Annotated in this window: 20 protein-coding genes; 17 read left to right on the top strand and 3 right to left on the bottom strand. The window is 46.3% G+C overall.

Annotation, left to right across the window (positions count from 1 at the left end; genetic code table 11):
• Nucleotides 1-42 precede the first annotated feature (42 nt).
• From MHB84_RS00100 to infC, 4 genes are all read left to right on the top strand, one after another.
• On the top strand, nucleotides 43-1,050 hold the full coding sequence (locus tag MHB84_RS00100; RefSeq protein ID WP_076289715.1) for an LLM class flavin-dependent oxidoreductase: 1,008 nt from the start codon (nucleotides 43-45) through the stop codon (nucleotides 1,048-1,050).
• A gap of 90 nt (nucleotides 1,051-1,140) precedes the next feature.
• Nucleotides 1,141-1,893 carry a metallophosphoesterase family protein gene (locus MHB84_RS00095; RefSeq protein ID WP_341143097.1) on the top strand — a complete coding sequence of 251 codons (753 nt, stop codon included), beginning with the start codon at nucleotides 1,141-1,143 and terminating at the stop codon, nucleotides 1,891-1,893.
• Nucleotides 1,894-2,198: 305 nt separating this feature from the next.
• Nucleotides 2,199-3,131, top strand: a complete 933-nt coding sequence (locus MHB84_RS00090; protein ID WP_076289717.1) for a manganese-dependent inorganic pyrophosphatase — start codon at nucleotides 2,199-2,201, stop codon at nucleotides 3,129-3,131.
• Between the two features lie 125 nt (nucleotides 3,132-3,256).
• Complete coding sequence (gene infC / locus MHB84_RS00085; RefSeq protein WP_076289718.1) at nucleotides 3,257-3,748, top strand: translation initiation factor IF-3; 492 nt, start codon at nucleotides 3,257-3,259, stop codon at nucleotides 3,746-3,748.
• 184 nt (nucleotides 3,749-3,932) lie between these two features.
• Here the strand turns inward: infC and MHB84_RS00080 are convergent, their stop codons facing one another.
• A complete protein-coding gene (locus tag MHB84_RS00080; RefSeq protein WP_076289719.1) occupies nucleotides 3,933-4,760 on the bottom strand; it encodes a protein-glutamine gamma-glutamyltransferase in 828 nt (275 codons plus the stop codon).
• 274 nt (nucleotides 4,761-5,034) lie between these two features.
• Here MHB84_RS00080 and MHB84_RS00075 point away from each other — a divergent pair, with 274 nt between their 5' ends.
• A complete protein-coding gene (locus tag MHB84_RS00075; RefSeq protein ID WP_179087165.1) occupies nucleotides 5,035-7,782 on the top strand; it encodes a PAS domain S-box protein in 2,748 nt (915 codons plus the stop codon).
• A gap of 98 nt (nucleotides 7,783-7,880) precedes the next feature.
• Here the strand turns inward: MHB84_RS00075 and MHB84_RS00070 are convergent, their stop codons facing one another.
• On the bottom strand, nucleotides 7,881-8,093 hold the full coding sequence (locus MHB84_RS00070) for a hypothetical protein (RefSeq protein ID WP_053779896.1): 213 nt from the start codon (nucleotides 8,091-8,093) through the stop codon (nucleotides 7,881-7,883).
• Between the two features lie 142 nt (nucleotides 8,094-8,235).
• Entirely contained in the window at nucleotides 8,236-8,976 is a 741-nt protein-coding gene (locus MHB84_RS00065) for a hypothetical protein (RefSeq protein WP_076289720.1), read from the bottom strand.
• Nucleotides 8,977-9,575: 599 nt separating this feature from the next.
• On the opposite strand from MHB84_RS00065, the gene MHB84_RS00060 reads away from it, so the two are divergent.
• The 12 genes from MHB84_RS00060 (at nucleotide 9,576) to MHB84_RS00005 (ending at nucleotide 23,206) form a co-directional block, all read left to right on the top strand.
• On the top strand, nucleotides 9,576-10,382 hold the full coding sequence (locus MHB84_RS00060; RefSeq protein ID WP_256716835.1) for a glycoside hydrolase: 807 nt from the start codon (nucleotides 9,576-9,578) through the stop codon (nucleotides 10,380-10,382).
• Nucleotides 10,383-10,643: 261 nt separating this feature from the next.
• Nucleotides 10,644-12,338: a M3 family oligoendopeptidase gene (locus tag MHB84_RS00055; RefSeq protein ID WP_076289721.1), complete on the top strand. Its 1,695-nt coding sequence runs from the start codon at nucleotides 10,644-10,646 to the stop codon at nucleotides 12,336-12,338.
• A gap of 131 nt (nucleotides 12,339-12,469) precedes the next feature.
• On the top strand, nucleotides 12,470-13,327 hold the full coding sequence (locus MHB84_RS00050; protein ID WP_076289722.1) for a GNAT family N-acetyltransferase: 858 nt from the start codon (nucleotides 12,470-12,472) through the stop codon (nucleotides 13,325-13,327).
• 285 nt (nucleotides 13,328-13,612) lie between these two features.
• Nucleotides 13,613-14,764 (top strand): iron-containing alcohol dehydrogenase, encoded by a 1,152-nt coding sequence (locus MHB84_RS00045; protein WP_076289723.1) that lies wholly within the window; start codon nucleotides 13,613-13,615, stop codon nucleotides 14,762-14,764.
• A gap of 209 nt (nucleotides 14,765-14,973) precedes the next feature.
• The gene (locus MHB84_RS00040; RefSeq protein WP_076289724.1) at nucleotides 14,974-16,593 is read left to right on the top strand and encodes an ABC transporter substrate-binding protein; all 1,620 of its coding nucleotides are present in this window, start codon (nucleotides 14,974-14,976) and stop codon (nucleotides 16,591-16,593) included.
• Nucleotides 16,590-17,534, top strand: coding sequence for an ABC transporter permease (locus tag MHB84_RS00035; RefSeq protein ID WP_076289725.1), 945 nt, complete (start codon nucleotides 16,590-16,592; stop codon nucleotides 17,532-17,534). The genes MHB84_RS00040 and MHB84_RS00035 overlap by 4 nt, the downstream gene beginning before the upstream one ends.
• Nucleotides 17,531-18,397: an ABC transporter permease gene (locus MHB84_RS00030; RefSeq protein ID WP_076289726.1), complete on the top strand. Its 867-nt coding sequence runs from the start codon at nucleotides 17,531-17,533 to the stop codon at nucleotides 18,395-18,397. The genes MHB84_RS00035 and MHB84_RS00030 overlap by 4 nt, the downstream gene beginning before the upstream one ends.
• Nucleotides 18,397-19,149, top strand: a complete 753-nt coding sequence (locus MHB84_RS00025; protein ID WP_076289727.1) for an ATP-binding cassette domain-containing protein — start codon at nucleotides 18,397-18,399, stop codon at nucleotides 19,147-19,149. Before MHB84_RS00030 ends, MHB84_RS00025 begins: the two co-directional genes overlap by 1 nt.
• 2 nt (nucleotides 19,150-19,151) lie before the next feature.
• Nucleotides 19,152-19,937 (top strand): ABC transporter ATP-binding protein, encoded by a 786-nt coding sequence (locus tag MHB84_RS00020; protein ID WP_076289728.1) that lies wholly within the window; start codon nucleotides 19,152-19,154, stop codon nucleotides 19,935-19,937.
• Nucleotides 19,921-20,979, top strand: a complete 1,059-nt coding sequence (locus MHB84_RS00015; RefSeq protein WP_076289729.1) for a pyridoxal-phosphate-dependent aminotransferase family protein — start codon at nucleotides 19,921-19,923, stop codon at nucleotides 20,977-20,979. Before MHB84_RS00020 ends, MHB84_RS00015 begins: the two co-directional genes overlap by 17 nt.
• Before the next feature lie 2 nt (nucleotides 20,980-20,981).
• Nucleotides 20,982-22,124: an amidohydrolase family protein gene (locus MHB84_RS00010; protein WP_076289730.1), complete on the top strand. Its 1,143-nt coding sequence runs from the start codon at nucleotides 20,982-20,984 to the stop codon at nucleotides 22,122-22,124.
• A 143-nt stretch (nucleotides 22,125-22,267) separates the two neighbouring features.
• Nucleotides 22,268-23,206 (top strand): tyrosine-type recombinase/integrase, encoded by a 939-nt coding sequence (locus MHB84_RS00005; RefSeq protein ID WP_076289731.1) that lies wholly within the window; start codon nucleotides 22,268-22,270, stop codon nucleotides 23,204-23,206.
• Nucleotides 23,207-23,244: the final 38 nt, after the last annotated feature.

The raw sequence follows: 23,244 nt of genomic DNA, 5'->3' as shown, positions 1-23,244 counted from the left end.
GATGCAGCCACTAACGCAGGATGACGAAAGGAATGAATATAGATGAAACTTAGTGTACTTGAACATGGACATATTAATGAAGGACGGACGGTACAGGATACCCTTCAGGAGACGGTAACGCTTGCCAAACATGCAGATGAATTGGGATTCTCCCGCTTCTGGATGTCGGAGCATCATGGCAGCGGAGCACTGTCATTTTCCAGTCCGGAAGTTATGATTGCACACGTTGCAGCACATACAGATCGAATTCGCGTAGGTTCAGGCGGTGTTATGCTGCCCCATTACAGTGCATATAAAGTTGCCGAGAACTTTCGTTTGCTGGAAGCGCTACACCCCGGCCGAATCGACCTTGGCATTGGCAGAGCACCGGGCGGTATGCCGATTGCCAGTAGAGCTCTGAATGAAGGGAAGTCATCGAATGTGCAATTCTTCCCGCAGCAGATTGCCGATCTGGGTGGATACTTTCATGAACAGCTGCCGGAGGATCATCGTTTTGCTTCCCTAGTAGCCGGACCATCCGTAACCACTGTTCCGGAAGTATGGTTGCTTGGCTCCAGTTCCGAAGGAGCAAGAATCGCTGCGGCACAAGGGACCGCATACGCGTTTGCCCAATTTTTCGGAACGCCGGGTGGGGAGGAAGCGATGAAGCATTATCGCAGACATTTCAAGCCTTCCATCCTCAATGACAAACCACATTCCATGATTGCGGTGTCGGCATTTTGTGCAGAGACCGAGGAAACGGCTGCTGAACTGGCTCGCAGCAATGAGTTATTTTTCCTGCGGCTTGGCCGGGGTCTGGAACAGAACTCATTCCCATCCCTAGAAACGGTGAACAACTATCCATTTACGGCCATGGAGATGGAACAGATCCGTCAACGCCGCTCTTTTTCCATTGTGGGTACACCGGATCAAGTGAAGGGAAAAATTACGGCAATGGCTGAACGCTATGAAGCGGATGAAGTTATTATTGCATCAGCGATTCACTCATTCGAGGATCGTTTGCGTTCATTCAGCTTGATAGCAGAAGCCTTTAATTTAAAGCAGGATTAATCGGTACTGAACGGGAATTATATTCTGAAATGGCTGGAACCTTGTTTAGCAAGGTTCCGGTTAACTCTTGCGTGATCAGGGAGAGGAGAGATTCACATTCGCAGATGTGTCATTAGTGATATTCATGGCTGTTACGACGAATTCAATGCTCTGCTTGAGCAGGCAGCATACGATCCGAAGCAGGACGAGCTGATTTTGTTAGGTGATTATGTCGACCGCGGACCGAAGAGCAAAGAGGTCGTGGAACAGATTATGCAGATGCATGAGCAGTACAACATTATTGCGATCAAAGGAAATCATGATGCGATGATGGTCAAGGCGCTGAATCATGATGTCGAGGAGTATGACAAACATTGGATTCGTAATGGTGGCTTACAGACGCTGGCCAGCTATGCCGAGGTTTCTTTGGATGATGAGCAATTGGACTGGGATGTTTATACTGAAGCCAAACAGTGGCTCCGTACACACTATGAGCATCATCTTCGTTTTCTGGAACAGCTTCCCCTTGTATACGAAATTCCTGGTTATATCTTTGTACATGCCGGGATTAATCCGGATGTGGAGGATTGGCGGACCCAGTCAGAGCGTGACTTCATTTGGATTCGAGAGCCGTTCTATTCCAGACCAACATCGCTCAAGGAGACGGTGGTATTCGGTCATACTCCAGTCAAAAATTTGCATAACGAGCCAGGTGTCTGGTTTGACCCCACGGGGGACAAGATTGGTATTGATGGCGGATGTGCTTATGGTGCTCGACTGAACTTGCTGGAGATCAGCGAAGACGGAAGTGTGCAGACTCTTTTTGTGAAAAGAGGAGAGACCCGTCAGGGTCCCGAGGTTTAATCCACGCGGCGAATTTCAAATAAATCCCTTAAACAAGAGTATAAATTAAATCCCGTTGAAGCTCTAACTTTTTACTTTCTTGAGAATGTGGATTGGTATACATACCGACAATGGATCGAAGCTGGTGGAACGGCAGAGTTGTGCATTCGTTTACGGAGTATAAAGACAAGACCCTGACATGATTTTGTAATTAATTCGCTGTAAAGGGATTGGAATTAAGCCTTATTAACGCTATAATCAGTAAGGGTATGATTGAAATATTACATTTTATTCATCTAAATCAGAATTGACGGAGGGCTATTAATATGGAAAAAGCATTAATCTTCGGTCACAAAAATCCCGATACGGATACGATCTGCTCGGCCATTGCCTATGCAGACTTGAAAACAAAATTGGGTCAGGACGTTGAAGCTGTTCGTCTCGGTGAAGTAAATGGCGAAACTCAATTTGCACTGGACCAATTCAAAGTGGCAGCGCCACGTCTGATCAAAACAGCAGCTAACGAAGTGAATAAGGTCATCCTGGTTGACCACAACGAGCGTCAGCAAAGTGTCAGCGATATTGAGGACGTGACGGTTGTTGAAGTTATCGACCATCACCGGATCGCGAACTTTGAGACAAGCCAACCTTTGTATTTCCGTGCAGAACCTGTAGGTTGTACAGCAACCATTTTGAATAAATTGTACAAAGAAAACGGCGTGGAAATCAGCGCACCGATTGCTGGTTTGATGCTGTCCGCGATTATTTCCGACTCCCTGTTGTTCAAATCTCCAACATGCACAGAGCAGGATGTAGCAGCAGCACGTGAACTGGCTGCCATTGCTGGTGTAGATGCAGACAGCTATGGTCTGGATATGCTGAAAGCGGGCGCAGACCTGAGCCAGAAAACGATTGCTGAACTGATCTCCCTGGATGCAAAAGAATTCGCTATGGGTCAAGCAAAAGTGGAGATTGCACAAGTTAACGCGGTTGACGTGAATGATGTGCTTGTGAAGCAACCTGAGCTTGAAGCAGCGATTGAAGCCATTATTTCCAGCAAAGGTCTTGACCTGTTTGTATTTGTCGTAACCGACATCCTGAACAACGATTCCGTTGCATTGGCTTATGGTGCTTCCACCAAAGCTGTTGAAAAAGCGTACAATGTGACATTGTCGGATAGCAGAGCGCTGCTCAAAGGCGTAGTATCCCGCAAATCGCAAATTGTTCCAGTTCTGACCGAAGCGTTCAACTCGTTGTAAGATGCACAAAACCGACGTATAACCATTACGTCCAGATATACGATGAATATTCAGTTACAACATCCAAGCCTGCTCTTGATCTGTCATAGGTCAGGACAGGCTTTTGTTGTAGAGGAGGATGTACCATGATCAAAAATGAAAAGATTAAAGCGACTGAAGTCCAGTTGACCGGCCTGAACGGTGAAGATCTCGGCATCATGTCTACGCGTGACGCACTTGCACTTGCGAAGCAGCACAAGGTCGATCTGATCTGTATGTCTCTAATGACCAGCCCGCCGCCTTGCAAACTGATGGGCGCTGGAGCAGCGAAACAGGAAAAGCAGCAAGAGAAGAAGAAAGCTGCGAAAACACCGGATAAACGTAAAGTGAAGGAGATCCGACTGAATCTGCAGATGGAAGACCACGACCGGGAGACCAAGCAATCTCAGGCAGAGCGTATCTTGACGAAGGGTGATTCAGTGAAGCTCGTCATCCAGGTGCATGGAGCCAAGGAAGGGACAGCAGGTAAAGAATGGGCAGAACAGCTGTGCAAATCTCTGGCTGAGTATGGCAGTAAAACGACGGGTATTCAGGTAAGTGGCAAGCAGGTCGTTGTACAGTTAGACCCCATCGAATAATAACGATGAACGAATTCAGCTAAATAACAAGGAACGGTGGGACAATCCGGTTGTTGTTAGGCTGGCTTATCCAAATGCTCCAAAAACCCCGTGAAGCAATAGTTGTGCTGTTGCTTTACGGGGTTTTCAGCATGTAATATTGTTACAGCACTTTAACACCTAATGAATTACGCTTCAAGCCGGTTTAGGTTCGCAAATAACGACTACTGCCAATGCGTACGTACAACTGTCCTGGCAGGACCGGGGTAGATGAGGCTGTCTGTGAATTCGCGTTACTGTTTTTAGCGTAGCGGGATAGATATAGAAAGTCAGGATAAATAACCGTATCCATTAAATAGGCTGACACTGTACTTCCAGGAATGCGATTTTGATTCAGTGAACGAATGATTTCTTCCCCGCTTGCAATTCCGATTCCATGACCATAATATAAGTCTTCACGCAGCATAACGGTATTCTCCCCCTGCCACTCTGGTGTTTCAGGGGAAACGTCCGGATTTTTGAAGTACAATACATCTCCAGGAAGCGCTGAGTCGCTGCCGTTCTTCTCCGTTAATCGCAGATCGCTGTCATAGTGCCAATCGTAGAGCAGCAGGTCGCGGAATAATGAATTGAAATCATCTTCCCGAATACTGTTCAATACACCGCCATAAAGAACAATGACAGTCGCTGTTGCACATTCAAAAGCATACAAATGACCATTCTTCCAAATGTCCCGGATTCCTTCCGCAGGCGTTACCTCAGATCTTAACTCAAAGCCACCTTCAGCATTTCGGTTCCAATAGGCAGGGTTACATCTGGATTTCTCGAATGAGGCAAAGCTGACCCCACTTCGATCGAGCGCTTCCGCTGCATCCACAAGAGACTCGCGCAACGTCCATTCAAAGTGAAGATGATCCATGGATTGATATGTGTATACGGTGGGGCTGTTCTGTAGTTGTTGTAACCAATGCCATGCAAAAGCAGACCAATCCGAACGCACCAGCTCAATCGGTTGATTCGCAACAATGATCATAATCATAACCTCCAGTATCATTTGGATGTTCAGCCTTGTACAAACGGATATGCACGCGTATTCTGTAGTATATGACGCCACTTATATGGTTTTGTATGTCTACCAAGTACAGACAGCATGAACACACGATAAGATTGTCGATAATTGCCTGAATTTTTGTTGATCTCGTTTATAAATCATGACATTTGGGGTACTACTCTTATAGATGAAGTTATGTTCAGGTCGATCTGTTCATACGGAATATATTCAGATTCCCCATAAAGGAGGATATGTGGTGTCGAATCCAATTGCAGAGAATCGCTCTCTGTTCGAGCAGTTATACACACATGCACCGATCGGCATTGCTGTTGCTTCGCATGTGAATGGACGTTGGCTTCAGCTTAATCCGGCATTTTGTGAAATGCTGGGGTGCAGTGAAGATGAATTGATTGACTCTCCGATTGTACATATGATCCATGAGGAAGACTTAGAGATGGAGGAGTTTAGGTCCCATTTCTGGGATATGACCAATGGAATAAGTCTGATGTATGAAACAGAGTTACGGCTTAAGCGCAAGGATGATTCTCTTCTGTGGGCCACGATAAGAGCCTGCATCGTCAGGGATGAAACGAGCCGCGAGCCGCTTTATTTGCTTGTGCAGGCAGCGGATATTTCGAAGCAGAAGGACGCGGAGAGTCGACTCATTATACAACGCAAGCAGTTGGAGGAGAGCAGTCGAATCTCAAGATTGCTGGTTGAATCCTCGCTTGACCTGATTGCCATTCACCGTGCCGATCCGGAACGGACGTTCAAGTACGTATCTCCAGCCAGCCAAAGCATGTTGGGATATGATCCTGAAGAAGTCGTTGGTCAATCTGGCCTGTTCTGCATCCACCCCAGCGATGTACCTCTTGTCGAAGCTTACGTGGCGGGTCAAATTCAGGGCCTTGCTCCTGATCGAATGAGCTATCGGCTCCTGCATAAAGATGGTTCTGTTGTATGGGCAGATACCATCACTCATTATCTATATGACAAACAGGGGAATTTGCAGGAAATGATCGCGGTGACCCGTGATATTACAGCAACTATGCAACAGCAGTTAAGTCTTCAAGAATACCAATCATTGTTCGACAGTAATCCACTCGGAGTTGCTTCATTGGATCTGGAAGGAAACCTGTTGAAGGCCAATGCAGGTCAGGAGCAGTTGACAGGCCACACCAAGGAGGAACTGCTTAGCGGGCCGTTTGATCATCTTATTGATCCGGTGGACCTGGATAAGACAAGGTATCATTTTGAACAGACCGTAAAAGGAACTGCACAGAGCTATGAGGTAGGGCTGATTCACAAGAACGGACAGCGTATTGAAACGAGTGTGATTAATGTTCCGATTTTGCTCGAGGATCGGGTCGTAGGGGTCTATGGAATAACCAGCGATATTACGGAGTCCAAAAGGTATGTAGAGGAAATTGAAAATCTCAGTTATGAAAGGGCGTTGATTCTCAATGCCATGTCTGAGGGAGTCATTGGCCTGGATCAGAAAGGAAATCTGATATTTGCCAACCCGATTGCAACAGAGATGATGGATTTCTGTCCGTCTGAGATGAATGGCAAGCCGCTTGAAGAGATTATGTTACAAATGCAAAGTGAGGGTATCCCTTATCCGTCCAATGGCACTCCAATTCTTCAAGCTGTACGTGAAGGGCGAAGCCTGCCGCGATCTGAGTCTGTATTTTGGAAGCAGGATGGCTCCAGCTTCTTGGCGGAGTTTCAATTAAAACCGATTATGGAGCAGGGGGACAATCGTGGGGCAGTTCTGGTTTTCCGCGATATGACATCGGTGAAGGAAATCATTCGTGCCAAAGAAGTGGCAGAACATGCGGATCGAGCCAAATCCGAGTTCCTGGCAATTATGAGTCATGAGCTTCGTACACCTCTGAATGGAATCATGGGCATGGCTCACCTTCTAAAAGAAACTGAACTGGATGAGGAGCAGAACGGCTTCGCAGATATCATCATCGACAGTGGTGAATCACTGCTGCATATTTTGAATGAAATTTTGGATTTCAGCAAGATTGAAGCAGGCAAAATGGATCTCGAACGACAGCCAGTGGATCTCAAGGCCGTTCTTGGCGGGGTTATGGAACTATTTGCGCTTAGAGCTTCCGAAAAGAATATTGAACTATACTGTGAAATGTCAGACCAGATTCCCGAACGCGTAAGAGGCGATGAAACACGGATTCGTCAGATTCTAATAAATCTGGTAGGCAATGCCGTCAAATTCACGGAGAAGGGAAGCATTCAGGTTCATGTGAACGTTAAGCCGGCGGAATTTTACAATGAGAATCACCTTATCTTGTTAGTTTCGGTCAAAGATACGGGCATTGGCATTCCGTTCAACAAGCAGCATCAACTTTTCCAGTCCTTCTCGCAGCTCGATCCGGCTATTAATCGGAAATATGGAGGTACAGGTCTGGGGCTGGCTATCAGCAAGAAGCTTGTGGAACTCATGGGAGGCGCCATTGGTGTACAGAGTGAGACAGGGGAGGGAGCGAATTTCCAATTCACCCTGTTACTTGAACGTTGGCAAGACGAGTCCACGGATCGGATTGAAGAGGTGGCTGATCACGACCTGAGGCTGGATCGTACAAGTCTTGCAGCGGGGATCAAAATTCTTATAGCTGAGGACCAGTCATTGAACAGTCATTTGCTGGAGGAAATGCTTCGTAAGCTCGGCGGTGTATGTGATATTGTGGAGAACGGTGCTGAAGCGGTGAAAGCATTGGAAAGGGAAACATACGACCTTCTCTTTATGGATATCCAAATGCCTGTTATGGATGGGATTGAAGCGACCTGTCGAATTAGGCAAAGCCATCCTGAAACTCCCGTCATTGCAGCCATCACAGCATTTGCAGGAGCGAACGACCGGGAAGCCTGTCTAAAATGCGGCATGCAGGACTTTATCAGCAAGCCGTTCAGCTCTACGGAAATAAGTCGTGTGCTAAACACATGGGTTCCGTATATTCGGTCCCAGCAAGAGCGCTGATGGTCTTTTGCACTAGGAATATAGAGATAAGAAAATAACCTGCCCCTAATTGAGGGAGCAGGTTATTTTGCATATCGTCGGTACTGCCCTGACAGATATCAGGACCATCCTCCAATTAACCCCGAAAGGGTTACGCACTCGTCATCTTCCAGTTCTGCAATTAAGGTAAGTTCTTCATTGTCATTGGGGTCCACCGAGAATAATTCACGGCGTCCATCTTCGTGGACAATTATGACCAACTTATTACCGCTTTTTGTATCAAACTGGTACTTCACTCCGATACCAGGCAAAGGGCATTCCCGGATATTCATGAAACCTGTCACCTCTTTAGCTTTTCCATAGTTAAGTTAACCGTTCACACAGTACGGATGTATTCTACTATCCATAACACCGTTTGGCAAGTCGGAAATGAAATCGTAGTCATCTCATCCAAACTTCTTGAGCTGAGGTTAGTTATACATTTCTACCCTGACGGGTTCGTCTGCGACGGACCATAAACCAGATAAGTAATGCAATGATCAGCACCAAGGCAATGCCCCCCGTAATTATGATGTTCCGAATATTCGGGACCTGTACGGTCAAATCCAGTTTATTCGTATTCAGTGGGGAGACGTGCCAAATAAGGGTTTTTCCATGATCTTCGACCAGATCTGCATTGGAATCCTGCGCCTTGATCGGCAGTGTCAGCTTGAAATCAAAATTGACATCTTTCAACAGCAAGTTTTTGAGAAATCCGGGGACCTTGCTGATTTGGTCTTTGACTTCTCCATCAGGTATAGTCTGCAACAGGTCTGCTTCAGCAGCAATATGCAATTTGGAAGTGAAAAAGCCAGGTGTAGTGGATTGCTCCACCTTGATTCCATCAGGCAGATCCGACATGCTGAAGGTAGAGACGGTATTACTTTTCTCATAATGGGTTGTCGCTTTGAGTTGTGTCCGATCTCCCTGGTCTGAAACTTCGGCCTGGAAATTATTCTGTTTCAACGTATTTGCGAGCATTGTCATGAGATTCTCTTGTCCCATCATTCCCAAGGCTGAGTCGGTTACACTGAGATTCAGATCCAGATCGGATGAACCGTCCATATTAACCGTGACATGAGCTTCACCATCAGCACAGGCGGATAGTATAAACAGCATAAGAGTTAGTAGAAAAGCGAATAATAGCTGACGAAAATAGGGTGTGCGAGTCGACATTCAGTTCAAACCTTTCTGCGTATAATCCAATTCCAATTCATAGATTTATAGTATACACCGTATGTATGGCGGATGAAACTTTTGCGAACTGTGAATCTGTGTTTTGAATATTTGGATGCAGATACGGTGGATGTGGAATAATCGAATTAGTAAGATGACGGTTGGAATTACAATGAAAAAGGACACAATATGTTGAGTGAAAATGAAGATTTCGTATTTTTGTCAATGTTCAGTCAATTCAAAATGGGTTTCACCGTGTAAACTGGTAGTAGTGTGAAGAAATACGGAGCAGGGGGGTTACATTCATGACATATATCATTATTATGGCAATCATTATGGTCGTGGGAATGGTCGGAATGGGCTGGTTCTACAAGATTATGGACAACGATCAACACTAGAGCGTATTAAGAAAAATGTCAAAAGACAAGCCTATAAGCTGGCTTCGCAATGGATGCGAGGCGGGCTTATTTGTATATAATGCCAAAAAGTCTAAATATAGCATGAAATAATGTCGGATTTAAGTGGTATGCTTGTATATGGAAATGTTTTACACTTAAATCTGTAAGCGTTTACATTAAAATTTATGGGAGGCTAACATTATGGGTTTGAAGATGAAGAAAAGATCAGGCAAGAAAGCATGGATGCTGCTGGTTATGTCATTACTGATTGCGGCCGTTCCAATTACAGCCAGCGCAGCATCGGATTCCACAGCGTACGCCAAACTTAATTTCAGCAACAACAAGTATTATATATTCAACAATAGCTGGGGAAGCTCAAGTGTCAGCGGCTGGTCCCAGTCCGTGTATGTGAACAGCAATACTGATCTGGGTTACGTTTGGAACTGGCCAACGACTGTGGGTGGGGTCAAAGCTTATCCTTCACTAGTCAGCGGCTGGCACTGGACAGAGGGCTACACACCAGGCAGTGGGCTGCCAACGAGATTGTCTGCGAACAAAAGTATCAATACCGGAGTAAGTTATTCTAAGGCGTCCAACACCACTGGGGAGTATAATAATGCGTATGATATCTGGCTGCACGACATCGGCAATGCGACCTGGTCAAGCACACCCACCGAGGAGATTATGATCTGGAACGATTGGACTTCCGGTGTAGGGCCTATTGGTTCCAAAGTGTTCTCGGATGTGTCCATTGGTGGACAAACCTATGATCTGTATCGCGGTGAGATTACCGACAACGGAGTGCATCAGTGGTGGGTATACTCGTTCCTGAAAAAGTCAAAATCCCCTAACAACTATAGCATCAATGTCAAAAACTTCACTGATTACCTCATCTCCAAAAGTTATTTTACCAACAGCAAATATGTCAGCAGTGTTGAATATGGAACCGAAATTACCAAAGGCAGCGGCCAGATCAATTACTCTAACTGGTATGTGAACGTGCAGTAACGGCTCTGCTTATACGCTTATTCCTGATTTAATGAGATGCTGCTCGGAGGAAAACCCATTTCCTGCTGATGCAGCATCTTCTACTTGTGTATTGTACCTAACATTCATCCGTAACATATGTAACGAGTGATGTAGCTCCATTTGACCGATGGACAAATATTTTTCGTAAAGTTGGGATTTTTAGGCTGCTCTTTTGTATAATAGGGTTTAGTTCAACTCGGGGAATCCCGAAATATGCCTAACAGGAAAGGGTGTACATAAATGAAATTTAGTGAGTATACGTATACACGTCCCGATCTGGAACAAATCAAAACGTCATTCCGTGAGCTTCTGAGTGGTTTTGAAGCCGCAACTACGGTTGAAGAGCAGAGTGGATATATGGACAAGATTAACGCTTTGCGCAGTGACTTTGAGACTCAGGCACAATTGGTCTACATCCGTCATTCGATTGATACCAATGATACATTTTACAAAGAAGAAAATGAATTTCTGGATGAAAGCTCTCCGATCATTCAAGAATACATCACCGATTATTATCGAGCATTGGTAAATTCCAAATTCCGTGCTGAACTGGAACAAAAATGGGGCTCACAGCTGTTCCAGCTGGCGGATCAGTCTCTGAAAACATTCAGCCCGGAAATTATCGAGGACCTTCAGAAAGAGAACAAACTTTCTACGGAATACAATCAGCTGATTGCTTCGGCCAAAATCCCGTTTGAAGGTGAAGAACGCACATTGCCGCAGCTGCATCCTTTTGAGTTGTCCACAGATCGCTCCATGCGAGAACGCGCATCGGAAGCAAGATATACGTTCATGGCTGAACATGAGGCTGAATTCGATCGCATTTACGACGAATTGGTGAAAGTGCGTACACAGATCGCGAAGAAGCTCGGATACCCATCGTATGTGGAACTCGGCTATGACCGTATGAACCGCACGGATTACAACGCGGAGATGGTGTCCAATTTCAGAGCACAAGTCCGTGATTATATCGTGCCTGTAGCGACGAAGCTCAGAGAGCGTCAGCGCAGCCGGATTGATGTGGATACCCTCTATTTTTACGATCAGGGCTTCAGCTTTAAGACGGGGAACCCGACACCTAAAGGGGATGCGGACTGGATCATTGACAATGGTAAGAAGATGTACGCTGAATTGTCACCAGAAACGGATACGTTTTTCCAGATGATGACCGACAATGAACTGATGGATCTGGTGAGCAAAAAAGGCAAGCAGGGTGGGGGCTATTGCACCTTCCTGAATGATTACAAAGTGCCGTTTATTTTCTCCAACTTTAACGGTACATCAGGTGATATCGACGTGTTGACACACGAAGCGGGCCACGCATTCCAGGTCTATGAGAGCCGTCACTTCGAAGTACCTGAGTACAACTGGCCGACCTATGAATCCGCAGAGATTCATTCCATGAGCATGGAATTCTTCACTTGGCCGTGGATGGAATTGTTCTTCAAGGAAGATACGGACAAATACAAATTTGATCACCTGTCTTCCGGACTGCTCTTCATTCCTTACGGCGTAGCAGTCGATGAATTCCAGCATTTTGTTTATGCAAACCCGGATGCAACACCAGCGGAGCGTAAGCAGGCTTGGCGCAATATTGAGAAGACTTATCTGCCGCACATCAATTACAAGGATAACGCTTATTTGGAACAAGGCGGATTCTGGCACAAACAGGGTCATATCTTCTCGTCGCCGTTCTATTACATCGACTACACCCTGGCACAAATCTGTGCATTCCAGTTCTGGAAACGCAGTAATCAGGATATGAAGTCTGCATGGGCTGACTACCTGACATTGTGTAAAGCCGGAGGAAGCCTGTCCTTCACAGGATTGGTAGAACTGGCAGGTCTGAATTCTCCGTTTGAAGACGGCTGCGTATCCTCTGTCATCGGAGATATCGAAGCCTGGTTGGACGCAGTAGACGATAAAGCGCTGTAAGCGAAAAATAAAAATAAAGGTCGAAGAGGTGAAAGGGAACGAGGAATACACCTGACGTTACAGCATTCTGAGGCAGGGCGGATTTGAATGTTTTTTTCACCCACCCTATACAAAGAATGCGAGGTTATACCATGTTGGTTTTACTGGATCAACCGTCCCAAAGGAAGCAATTGACGCCCTTCATCTCGGGTACAAACGGGCATGTGGTCATGGGTGGAGTACTTGCAGCACTTCAACGCGGGTGTGTCTATGCAGATCAGCTTCATGTTCCGAAAAGCGCCCTGATTTGGGCCAAAAACGAAATGTTTTACCTAATCGGAAGATCGGATAATGAACATTTCAATAGCCTTATCAGGGAGGTACTTGTGCAGGAGCTTTTGCCTGAAGAGTTAGATGCTGGCGAAGACATGCTGAATCTTGAAGTTTACCCAGAGCCCGGCTCGGATTGGTCTCCAGTCCTGGATCACATATTCAACGGACGTTTGCGAGAAGGATTACGAGTTCCTTTTCAATTCAATCTTACGAAGTATGGACAGTGGCTGGAACTCAGTTCCAGCTCCTTGTTCGTCCCTCGTGGATATGAGCTTCAAGTTATCGATCGAGCTGCAATGCTGGAGGACAAAAGCTGTATCATTGAGCAGGAAATTTTGAAATTCTGGCATTCGGTGGAGGACTTTTTTCAATACGGAGTTGGAACATGCACGGTGCATCAAGGGAAGGTTGTAGGTACATGTATCTCAGTGTTTGTCAGTGGCATTCACCATGAAACAGGCATCAACATCTACGAGCCGATACACCGTGGCAAAGGTCTGGCTACGGCCATGGCAAGCGCTTATGTGCAATCCGTTCTGGGACGAAAGTGCATTCCACACTGGACGACAGAGGATTTCCGTCATGATTCCATTACGATTGCGAGTAAGCTTGGTTTTGAACAAGGTAGAGCCTATCCCGTCTATTACATGCCGATCCAGGAGCTTCTGGATTGCTGAACATCATCTGCAGGGGCTGTCCTAAAGTCATGAAAATGACCAGGGGCGGCCCCTGTTTTTTGATTCGAGAGGCGAAACCTGTGAATCCAAGCTCAACAAGCTCTTTTTAATACACGCACAGATAAGCCGGTTAATGAAGAACAGTCATAATCATTGAATAATTCTTGGATAATTCAGTGCAAAAGAAACATTTATCAACTTGGTTGTGATTTATTTCACTATATCTGAAAACGGATTCAGTTACAATAAAGATAGTAAATCAGGGGTAACAGGAGGCTGGTTCAGATGGCAACACACGCTTATTATGTTCCGCCCGTGAACTTGATGGGTAGAGGATGTTTACACGAAGCAGGAAAAATGATTGAGAAAATGGGTATTCGCAAAGCGCTCGTCGTAAGTGATCGTCGATTGATTTCTTCCGGCGTTGCTGAACAAGTGCTGTCTATACTAAGAAAATCAGGGTTAGACTATGTGGTATATGATGAGGTTCAGCCTAATCCAACCTGTCAGAATGTACATGACGGACTTCACGTATTTCAGGATCATGGCTGTGACGCCATTATATCGATAGGCGGAGGTTCACCTCAGGATGCTGCCAAAGGGATTGGTATTGTAGCAACTAACGGTGGGCATATCCGTGATTATGAAGGTTTGCATCAATCGAAACATAAGTCCGTGCCGCTTGTTGCAATTAACACAACAGCTGGTACGTCCAGTGAGGTGACCATGAACTACGTGATTACAGATGAGGAACGCAAGGTGAAAATGGTGATGGTGGATCGAAACAGTCTCGTCGACCTATCAGTGAATGACCCGGAACTGATGCTGAGCAAGCCGGCCAGTCTTACTGCGGCCACGGGCATGGATGCATTAACCCATGCGGTGGAAGCCATGGTCACGCCTGGTGGGTTTACGGTAACGAGCGCTACAGCAGCGGCTGCCGTTGAGCTGATCTTTGAATATTTACCCAGAGCCGTCAGGGACGGCAGTGATCTGGAAGCAAGAGAGCATATGACGTATGCGTGTTTTCTTGGCGGGATTGCTTTTAACAATGCAGGCTTGGGTTATGTTCATGCGATGGCCCATCAACTTGGTGGAGTCTATGATCTGCCGCATGGGGTATGTAACGCGATGTTGCTCCCTTATGTAGAAGAATTAAATGCAAAGCATGTGCCAGGTAAATTCCGTCATATAGCCAAAGCAATCGGTATGGATGTAAAAGGCAAACGAGATGAGGAGTGCTCGGAGTATGTGATTGAAGCCATTCGTCAGCTTTCCAAGGAGGTTGGCATTCCTGAGAGACTGTCTGAATTGGGTGTGAAAGACCCTGATGTTGAATTGCTGGCGGATAATGCCATGAAAGATGCCTGTGCACCGGGTAATCCGTATCAACCTTCCAGGGATGAAGTGATGGAGCTATTCCGCAAAATCATATAAAGTTAAGAACAAAGAGAGCCAGAATATATTCTGGCTTTTTTGGTGTGTCAAGTGCTTCTGAGCCTTATGAATACGGATTCATTTCCTTCATTGGATAAAATAGTTTTATCTCGCAATGGTCATTATTTTTTGTTTGACAGAGGGGGTGCTTTAATCCATAATCAATCCATACTAAACACATAAGCTTTATTGGAAGGGGAGAGTCAGTCATGTCACAGTTTAAATCATCAACGAGAAAGTCATTATGGGTAGGAGCGTTAGCCGTTCTATTATTGGTAATCGTTAGCGGTTGCTCCGGATCGTCCAATGATCCTGCTCCCAATGCAGCAGCCCAGCCTGGGACGAACCAAGGTACGGATGAAAATTCAAAGACGGACGAGACTGCAACGGGGGGGACTTTTGTATATGGTCGGCCGGCTTCTGTAACCTCGTTTGATTTGCATAATCAGATTACATCGAACAACGCTTTCGCCATTGATAAAGTATTTGAATCTCTGGTTGCTTTTGATAGCAAAGGCGAGATTGTGGATTGGCTTGCCAAATCGCATAACATCAGTGATGACGGTCTAACGTATACGTTTGTGTTGCGTGATGGCTTGAAGTTCTCTAATGGCACAGATGTTACGGCAGAGGATGCCGTATTCTCGCTGGAGCGGCATTTGAAGGTTGGTGGCCCGCTTGCAATATCCGCGAAGGTGGATACGATCAAAGCCAAAGATAGCCACACACTTGTAATTACACTTAAAGAGCCGTATACGCCGTTTATTTCCGAGCTGTCCAACTTCTCGAACGGTATTATTCCTAACAATTTTGGCGGAGTTACCGAGGAAGAATTTTTCAAGAAACCGGTAGGTACAGGACCGTTTGTAGTTGAGCAGTGGGACCCTGCAGGCGATGTGACCTTTACGAAGAACACTTACTACTGGCAAGAAGGAAAGCCATCGGTTGATAAGCTTGTTTACAAGCTGATAGAAGATGACAGCCAAGCAATCAATCAATTGAAAGCAGGAGAAGTGGACGCGATTGAGTCGCTGGCTCTGCAAAATGCCGATGAAATCAAAAATGGCGCGGATACAACTGTTGTAACCAACGGCAGCTGGGTGACAGAGCAATTGTTCTTTAACACGCTGGATAAGCATTTTTCGGATGTGCATGTTCGTCGGGCATTGGCTCTGGCACTTGATCGTGACGGTCTGACTAAGGCGCTTACCTTTGGTTATGCACAGACCGCTAATTCATTGCTGCCGACAACGATTCCTTACAATTCGAATGATACACTCAAGGCGCTGAATTTTGATGTAAATGCAGCCAAAGCGGAACTTGCCAAATCGGCCTTCCCTGATGGATTTACTACAAAACTGCTTGTAGCTTCAGGCAACAGCACCAGAGCGCAAGAAGCGCAAATCATTCAGGCAGCGGGGAAACAAATTGGCATTAACATCGAGATTGAATCGATTGAACTCGCTACCTTCCGTGAACGATTCTTTGCTTATGATTTCGCAGCGATGCTGAACAGTGGGCAAGCCGATTCTCCGGAAGCGAACTCAATCATTGCGTTCCAGACCGACCCTGATGGTTTCAGCAAATCTTACTGGACGCATTACACCAATGATGAAGTAACCAAGCTTTTGTATAAAGGCCAACAAACACCGGACGGCGATGGCCGTGCCGAAATATACTCCAAACTGCTTCAAACGCTTGCCGATGAAGTGCCTTACATTCCGCTTTATTATCCGGATATTCTGATTGGTGTTCGTTCTTCAGTAGATGGCATTGTTGTTTTGCCTAACGGCAGTGTGCGTTTTGAAGACGTTCGTATTCAGAAATGAAGAAGTTCTGGTTGATCAGTACTGTGGGAAGAGCGTTGGCAGTGATCCTTTGTGTGATGACAGCAGTCTTTTTTCTCATCAGAATGGTACCAGGAGATCCTGCCAAAATGATTCTTGGCGAGTACAGCACCCCCGAGGCCGTTAAGAGCATGCACCATGCTCTCGGGCTCGATCTGCCGCTGGGGGAACAATTCATACGGTTTGTGAAGACACTGTTCACTCAGGGGGATACCGGCAACTCCATTATTAACGGAACCTCCACTAGAGAATTGATTGCTGATCGTGCACCCGTTACCTTGCTGCTCATTGCCATGGCATGTGCATTGGCAATTGTCATTGCACTCGTGCTTGCTACACTGGCCGCTACACACAAGGATAAGCTGCTGGACCATTTGATACGTATTTTTCCTACGGTAACGCTAGGTATGCCAATCTTCTGGGTTGGCATCCTTTTGATTCTGCTGCTGAGTGTTCATCTTCACTGGTTTCCCGTTGGTGGAGTCGGCGAAGGGTGGTGGGGCACCTTATACAGTTTGACACTTCCCGCCATTACCGTAGCTTTTTCACAGATTCCAACATTGGTTCGTTCATTAAGAGCCCAGATGCTTGAAGTACTGGAATCTGATTTTGTAGTTACATTGAAGGCTGCGAGATTACCTAGCCGGGTCATTCTATTCAAACATGTCCTGCGCAATGCGGCACTTCCGACGCTGATCCTTCTTGGCGTTAATATCTCTTATCTCATTGGCGGCACATTGGTCGTTGAACAGGTATTTGGTATCAAAGGAATTGGCAGTCTTTTGTTTAGTTCCATTTCCAAACGGGATTTCCCGGTCATTCAAGGCATAGCCCTTTACTGTGCTGTATCTGTCGTGATCATCAGTCTCCTGATAGAGCTTCTGTCCAGGTGGCTTGATCCCAGAACGAAAGGAAAACCATGAAAACGATACGAATTGAACCTCAGTTATATGAAGACAGCCAAAACACCAGTCTCTTGAATCGCATATTGAAAACTCCTACCCTGCTTGTGGGAAGTGTGATGTTTGCTGTGCTGATCATCTTGGCTGTAATCATACCGTGGGTGAGTCCTTATGACCCTTCGGAGCAAAATTTGAGTGCCTTTTTGCAACCGCCGTCTGCTGAACATTGGTTGGGCACAGACCAACTGGGACGTGATTTGTTCACTAGACTGATTTATGCTGCGCGAACCGACTTGAGCATTATGGTGCTGGCGGAAATTGTACCCTTTTGCATGGGTGTATTTCTAGGGATGCTCGCAGGGTATTACGGAAAATGGATTGATAAGATCATATCGTTAGTTACCGATACCCTTATCGCTTTCCCTTTTTATCTCATTGTCATTATCGTGGCTTTTGCCAGCGGAGCAGGTGAGCGGGGGATTTATATTACGTTTATGCTCGTTGGCTGGATTGTCTTTGCCCGTGTCGTCAGAGGGCTGAGTGCATCCTACCGCAAGCAGGAATGGATCGCATCCGCACAGACGTTGGGTTTGCCGGGAATACGGATTATCCTTCGTCATCTCCTGCCCAATGTATTGCCTCAGGCGATCGTTGTCCTCATGACGGATATGGTTGGGCTGCTGGTGGCGATTGTTACGCTTGGATACCTGGGCATTGGCATCGCACCACCGACCCCAGATTGGGGCACGATGATCTCGGATGGACAATCCTTTATCACGACAGCCTGGTGGCTCTCGGCAGTTCCGGGATTTGCAGTCGTTTACACGGGAATTGCTTTGTCGCTTGTCGGTGATGGATTGGCCGATGTATGGAGGAAAAAATAATGTCCACTGAACCGATTCTTGAAGTCAAGGCGCTATCTCTGTCAACCAAGTCAAATCAAAAATTAGTTCATGATGTACATTTCTCGCTTGGGCGAGGGGAGAGCTTGGGATTAGTAGGTGAATCCGGCTCCGGTAAATCACTAACTCTTCGTTCCATTCTGGGACTGTTGCCAAGCGGTGTAGAGCAGACGGGTGGAACCATTCGAAGTGACGTGAACAGCGCGATGGTGTTTCAAGACCCGAGAGGTGCGCTCGATCCGCTCTGCCCCGTTGTTAAACAGCTGGCGGAAGTTGTTTATTACAGGCAAAAGTTAAGCAGGAAGGCCTCCAGGGTAGCAGCGCTGGAATTACTTGAACTGTTGGGGCTTCCCGACTCGTTGAAGCGTGAGGACCGATACCCTAGCCAGCTGTCAGGTGGGCAGTGTCAGCGGGTAGTCATTGCACTGGCCCTGGCGTGCAAGCCAGGCATTCTGCTCTGTGATGAGCCAACAACGGCGCTGGACGTTACTGTGCAGCGTCAAATTATGGAGACGATCCAACGTTTGCAGCATGAACTGGGATTCGCCATGGTCTTTGTAACACATAATTTGGCGATTGCAGCGACGCTGTGCTCGAAGCTGTGCGTGATGAAGCAGGGGCAAATTGTGGAGCACGGGGATTCGCTTAGCGTACTGCAAAACCCGCAAGATTCTTACACCCAGATGCTCATTAACTCGGTGCTTCCTTTACCGAAGCTTGAAGGGAGCGAATAACAATGGAACTTTCTTTGCAAGTTCAGAATGTCACGGTTCAATATGGTGACTTTACTGCGCTGGACAACATCACACTAAATCTTCAGAGGCATACCACGCTTGGTCTTGTTGGTGAGTCCGGTTCGGGCAAATCTACCCTTGCGCGAGTCATTGCCGGTTTGATCACGCCGGATGAGGGGCAGATTTTGCTGGGGGACAAGCAATTAAAGAAGAAGAGAAGTCGTGAGCAGTATAAAAGCATACAGATGATCTTCCAAAATCCGGATGGTTCACTGAATCCCAAACATTCCATTCGCCAGATTCTTGCTGAAGCGCTGTTGTTTCATCGCATTGTAGACCGTTCACAGGTGGAGAAAAGATCGAGAGAGCTTCTGGCCCGTGTCCAGCTGGAAAGCAGGGCACTGGACAAGTATCCGCATGAATTCTCCGGCGGTCAGCGCCAACGTATCGCCATTGCACGCGCTTTAAGCGTAGAGCCGAGTCTACTTATTGCGGATGAGCCTACGAGTGCACTCGATGTTTCCGTGCAGCGGAGTGTGCTCGATCTGTTCAATTCACTTAAGAGGGAACTTAATCTTACGCTACTGTTCATTTCTCATGATCTTGGAGTTATCCATGCCATTAGCGATACGGTAGCAGTCATGCGGCAGGGTCAGCTGGTGGAGATTAGTCCCAAAGATCAATTCTTCACACGACCTGAAACGGCATACAGCCGAGAGCTGTTGTCCGCAGTTCCAAAGATGCCGAAATCAAGTTCTTTAGGAGGTTTATATGAGCCAACAATATAAAGGAAACATCCCCCTTACCTTGTCAGAGTACGATACACTGACACAATTGCTCTCCAGGCTTTTGAATACAAAGTATCCTCCGGTGATCATTCCGGGAGAGGCTATCTTGGGTATAGAGGCCGTGGCAGCTGGAATATCTGCGCCGGGTCGTACAATTGTCAATGTCGTAACAGGGCCATATGGCAGTTTGTTTGGTCAGTGGCTTGAACGCGGAGGGGCAACAGTTATTGAAGTCAAAGTTCCTTTTGATGAAGTTGTACCTGTGGAGAAGGTCGCTGCCGCGATTGAAAAGCATCAACCGTCTGCACTATCCTTTGTTCAAGCAGAGGTGGTTACGGGTGGGTCGAATCCCGCAAAAGAAATCATACAGTTTGCGCGTGCCCATAACCTGATTACGGTAAGTGATTCTGTATCAGCCATTGGAGGAGAGCCTCTGCTGGTCGATGAATGGGGCGTAGATTTTGTAGCTGTGGGTGCACAAAAAGCTCTGGCTGGGCCAAACGGCATCAGCGCAGTAAGCATTTCGCCGCGTGGATGGGAATTTCTCGAATCCAATGCGCATGCACCGCGCAACTCCATTCTGTCTTTGCTTGACCTAAAGCCCTCCGGCGACGGGTCTGCACCGGTCCGCGTTCCTCCCAACATTCCAACGCTGGAAGCCAGAGCACTGATTTTGGCTTTGACAGCTATTGAGTCTGAAGGATTGGAGCAGGTAATCAAGCGTCATGAACAGGCTGCGTTATCTGCTATAACAGGAATCAAAGCCCTGGGCCTGGAGCCTTGGCAAAAAGATAACAGAACATATTCGACACTGACTACGACAGTTCGAATCTCCGGGGAGAAGAAGTTGCATATCGATCAGCCGATCGGCATCGTTGCTCCGGGGGATGGAGAACTTTTTGGTCAGCTTCTGCGAATTAATCATTTTGGAGTTAATGCGTCCTTGGCAGGTGTGGAGGAAGCTGTTGCGACTATTGCGGCATTATTGAATAAGGACCATGAGCAAGCAGTCCAGGCTGTTCGTCTCGTTTGGGGGGAATGAATATGACCCAGGTAAAATCGGAGGAACAAAGCTTCAAACATATCTTTATAGCAGGCATTGAAGGCAAACGGTTCGATATCTCGATCCAGAATGGACGGTTTGCATCTGTTACAGAATCCGTGCCGCAGAATGATGACTCATCGTCTCCGGGTACAGATCAATGGATAAGTCCCGGAGTTATTGATCTTCATACACATCTGGCCTGGACAGACTTCGACCACGCGGATCAATTGAAGCGTGACAGCCACGAGGTTGAAGTGATGCAGGCGCAAGCTTTTGCAGCTACCCTCCGGACGGGGGTAACCACGGCGCGAGATGCAGGCGGATTGTTACCAAGCACCGCTCGACATCTCGTTCAGCACTATCAACATCCCTTACGAGTTGAAACCAGCAGTGAAATGCTGGGAGCGGCAGATGCCCTTGGTGTGAAGCATCTAGAACAACGGCTGAACGGAATTTTTGATACAGGCGCGGGATGGGTTAAAATTATGGCTACAGGTGGACTGGGAACCCCTACGGAACAAGTGCTCGATCCTGTATTTTCGGAGGAAGAGTTCGCGTTCATCGTTCGCTATGCGCATGCCAACCATAAAAAGGTGTTAGTTCATACCTGGGGTGGCGTGACGGTAGACTGGTCCGTTCAGGCAGGAGTGGAGTCTGTGGAGCATGGTATGTTCTTAACTGAGGATCAGGCCGGCAGACTTGCCGAGTCTCGAACGGCCTTTGTCCCTACCACATCGATATATCGTATTGCCGCAGATCCGAAAGGCGTGCTGGCGCTGCCTACTGTTATCAGTGATCGTGCCGCGCGCGCTGCTGAAGCTCATTCTACAGCCATCGGATATGCCAAAAGAGCAGGAGTCCGTTTCGGTTTCGGTACCGATTACGCCACACCTTCACTTCATGGCTATAATTTGCAAGAGTTGGATACGCTGATTGATTATGGCTTGACCCGGGCAGAGGCGTGGCAATCTGCAACGACCAATGCTGCTGAGATTCTGGGTCGTGGCCACGAATTGGGGCAGATTGCAGAAGGCTATATTGCGGATGCTATTATTTTCAATGCCGATCCGTATCAAACGAAAAATGCAGATCAGCTGCGAGAGAGCATCATGTCCGTAATTATTGGAGCGCAGAAACCATGAAATTGGTTTCTGCGTTTTTTTCTTTTTGCAAGAAAACAGTATTAGACAATCTATAGCACTTTGGACATCTTCACAAATAAGCTGGCATGCGCAATAATGTAGGTCGAGCGATGCGACATATCATATATACATCAGGAGGCACTATGAAACTCGGCAATCATGACTTGAATACATACATCAAGCAATATGAAATCTATTTAAGTGTAGAACGAAACCTGTCCCAAAAATCGATAAAAGCTTATCTGTCTGACCTCAACAGACTCGTTGAATGGTTTAATGATAATCAAATATATGATGTAAACAGAGATAATTTAAGAAAGTATCTTGAACAATTAACAAGTGAGCAAACGCTTAAAGACTCTACCATTAAAAGAAAATACATATGCTTTAAAGCATTTTTTAATTATTTGGTACAGGAAGGGGATATTGCAGAATCCCCTATTTTTGGTTTCGGAAGAAATTTCAAAACAGCAAAACGTATTCCGAAGACTCTCTCTGTAAATGAGGTTGAAAGGTTGTTAAACGCTCCACAAGAAGATATGAAGCAATTACGAACAGATTTTAGGAAACGAATTAACCTGCGAAACGATGCTATCATTGAGTTGCTTTACGTGATCGGAATTCGTATCGGCGAATTAGTGGGTATCGATATTGAACATATAAATCTGGAGGAAAAAACGGTATTGATCTTTGGGAAAGGTCGTAAAGAGCGTTTATTGTATATTTCCAGTAATGAGGTGATACTCAAGATTAAAGCCTGGTTGCATGAACGTGAGCATTTCAATCCCAATTCCAATGCGCTGTTTATTAACAAATATGGCGATCGCCTTTCGATATATTCGATTGAAGATATTTACTCGAAGTACAGGGATTTGTCTAAGGTCAGTAAAAAATCAACACCGCACTATCTCAGGCACAGTTTCGCAACGCATCTTCTCAACAATGGTGCTGATTTACGTTCAGTCCAAGAAATACTAGGGCACACGAACGTTAGTACAACTCAAATTTATACAGAGGTGTCTGTTGAGCGGAAGAAAGATGTGCTGTCGAGGTTCAATCCGAGAAATAACTTAAAGGTGTAAAATAAAACCTCCAAATAACTATAAATTATTTGGAGGTT

The organism is Paenibacillus sp. FSL F4-0087 (genome assembly GCF_038020215.1).
Taxonomy (GTDB): Bacteria; Bacillota; Bacilli; order Paenibacillales; family Paenibacillaceae; genus Paenibacillus; species Paenibacillus taichungensis.
Note: the sequence above shows the minus strand (reverse complement) of the source record. Positions and strands in the feature narration are given on the sequence as shown.

What these genes read in the sequence shown, in the direction of transcription:
- MHB84_RS00100 (WP_076289715.1), top strand. Translation starts at nt 43, where the DNA reads ATGAAACTTAGTGTACTTGAACATGGACATATTAATGAAGGACGGACG.
- MHB84_RS00090 (WP_076289717.1), top strand. Translation starts at nt 2,199, where the DNA reads ATGGAAAAAGCATTAATCTTCGGTCACAAAAATCCCGATACGGATACG.
- infC (WP_076289718.1), top strand. Translation starts at nt 3,257, where the DNA reads ATGATCAAAAATGAAAAGATTAAAGCGACTGAAGTCCAGTTGACCGGC.
- MHB84_RS00080 (WP_076289719.1), bottom strand. Translation starts at nt 4,760, where the DNA reads ATGATCATTGTTGCGAATCAACCGATTGAGCTGGTGCGTTCGGATTGG.
- MHB84_RS00070 (WP_053779896.1), bottom strand. Translation starts at nt 8,093, where the DNA reads ATGAATATCCGGGAATGCCCTTTGCCTGGTATCGGAGTGAAGTACCAG.
- MHB84_RS00065 (WP_076289720.1), bottom strand. Translation starts at nt 8,976, where the DNA reads ATGTCGACTCGCACACCCTATTTTCGTCAGCTATTATTCGCTTTTCTA.
- MHB84_RS00060 (WP_256716835.1), top strand. Translation starts at nt 9,576, where the DNA reads ATGGGTTTGAAGATGAAGAAAAGATCAGGCAAGAAAGCATGGATGCTG.
- MHB84_RS00055 (WP_076289721.1), top strand. Translation starts at nt 10,644, where the DNA reads ATGAAATTTAGTGAGTATACGTATACACGTCCCGATCTGGAACAAATC.
- MHB84_RS00050 (WP_076289722.1), top strand. Translation starts at nt 12,470, where the DNA reads ATGTTGGTTTTACTGGATCAACCGTCCCAAAGGAAGCAATTGACGCCC.
- MHB84_RS00045 (WP_076289723.1), top strand. Translation starts at nt 13,613, where the DNA reads ATGGCAACACACGCTTATTATGTTCCGCCCGTGAACTTGATGGGTAGA.
- MHB84_RS00040 (WP_076289724.1), top strand. Translation starts at nt 14,974, where the DNA reads ATGTCACAGTTTAAATCATCAACGAGAAAGTCATTATGGGTAGGAGCG.
- MHB84_RS00035 (WP_076289725.1), top strand. Translation starts at nt 16,590, where the DNA reads ATGAAGAAGTTCTGGTTGATCAGTACTGTGGGAAGAGCGTTGGCAGTG.
- MHB84_RS00030 (WP_076289726.1), top strand. Translation starts at nt 17,531, where the DNA reads ATGAAAACGATACGAATTGAACCTCAGTTATATGAAGACAGCCAAAAC.
- MHB84_RS00025 (WP_076289727.1), top strand. Translation starts at nt 18,397, where the DNA reads ATGTCCACTGAACCGATTCTTGAAGTCAAGGCGCTATCTCTGTCAACC.
- MHB84_RS00020 (WP_076289728.1), top strand. Translation starts at nt 19,152, where the DNA reads ATGGAACTTTCTTTGCAAGTTCAGAATGTCACGGTTCAATATGGTGAC.
- MHB84_RS00015 (WP_076289729.1), top strand. Translation starts at nt 19,921, where the DNA reads ATGAGCCAACAATATAAAGGAAACATCCCCCTTACCTTGTCAGAGTAC.
- MHB84_RS00010 (WP_076289730.1), top strand. Translation starts at nt 20,982, where the DNA reads ATGACCCAGGTAAAATCGGAGGAACAAAGCTTCAAACATATCTTTATA.
- MHB84_RS00005 (WP_076289731.1), top strand. Translation starts at nt 22,268, where the DNA reads ATGAAACTCGGCAATCATGACTTGAATACATACATCAAGCAATATGAA.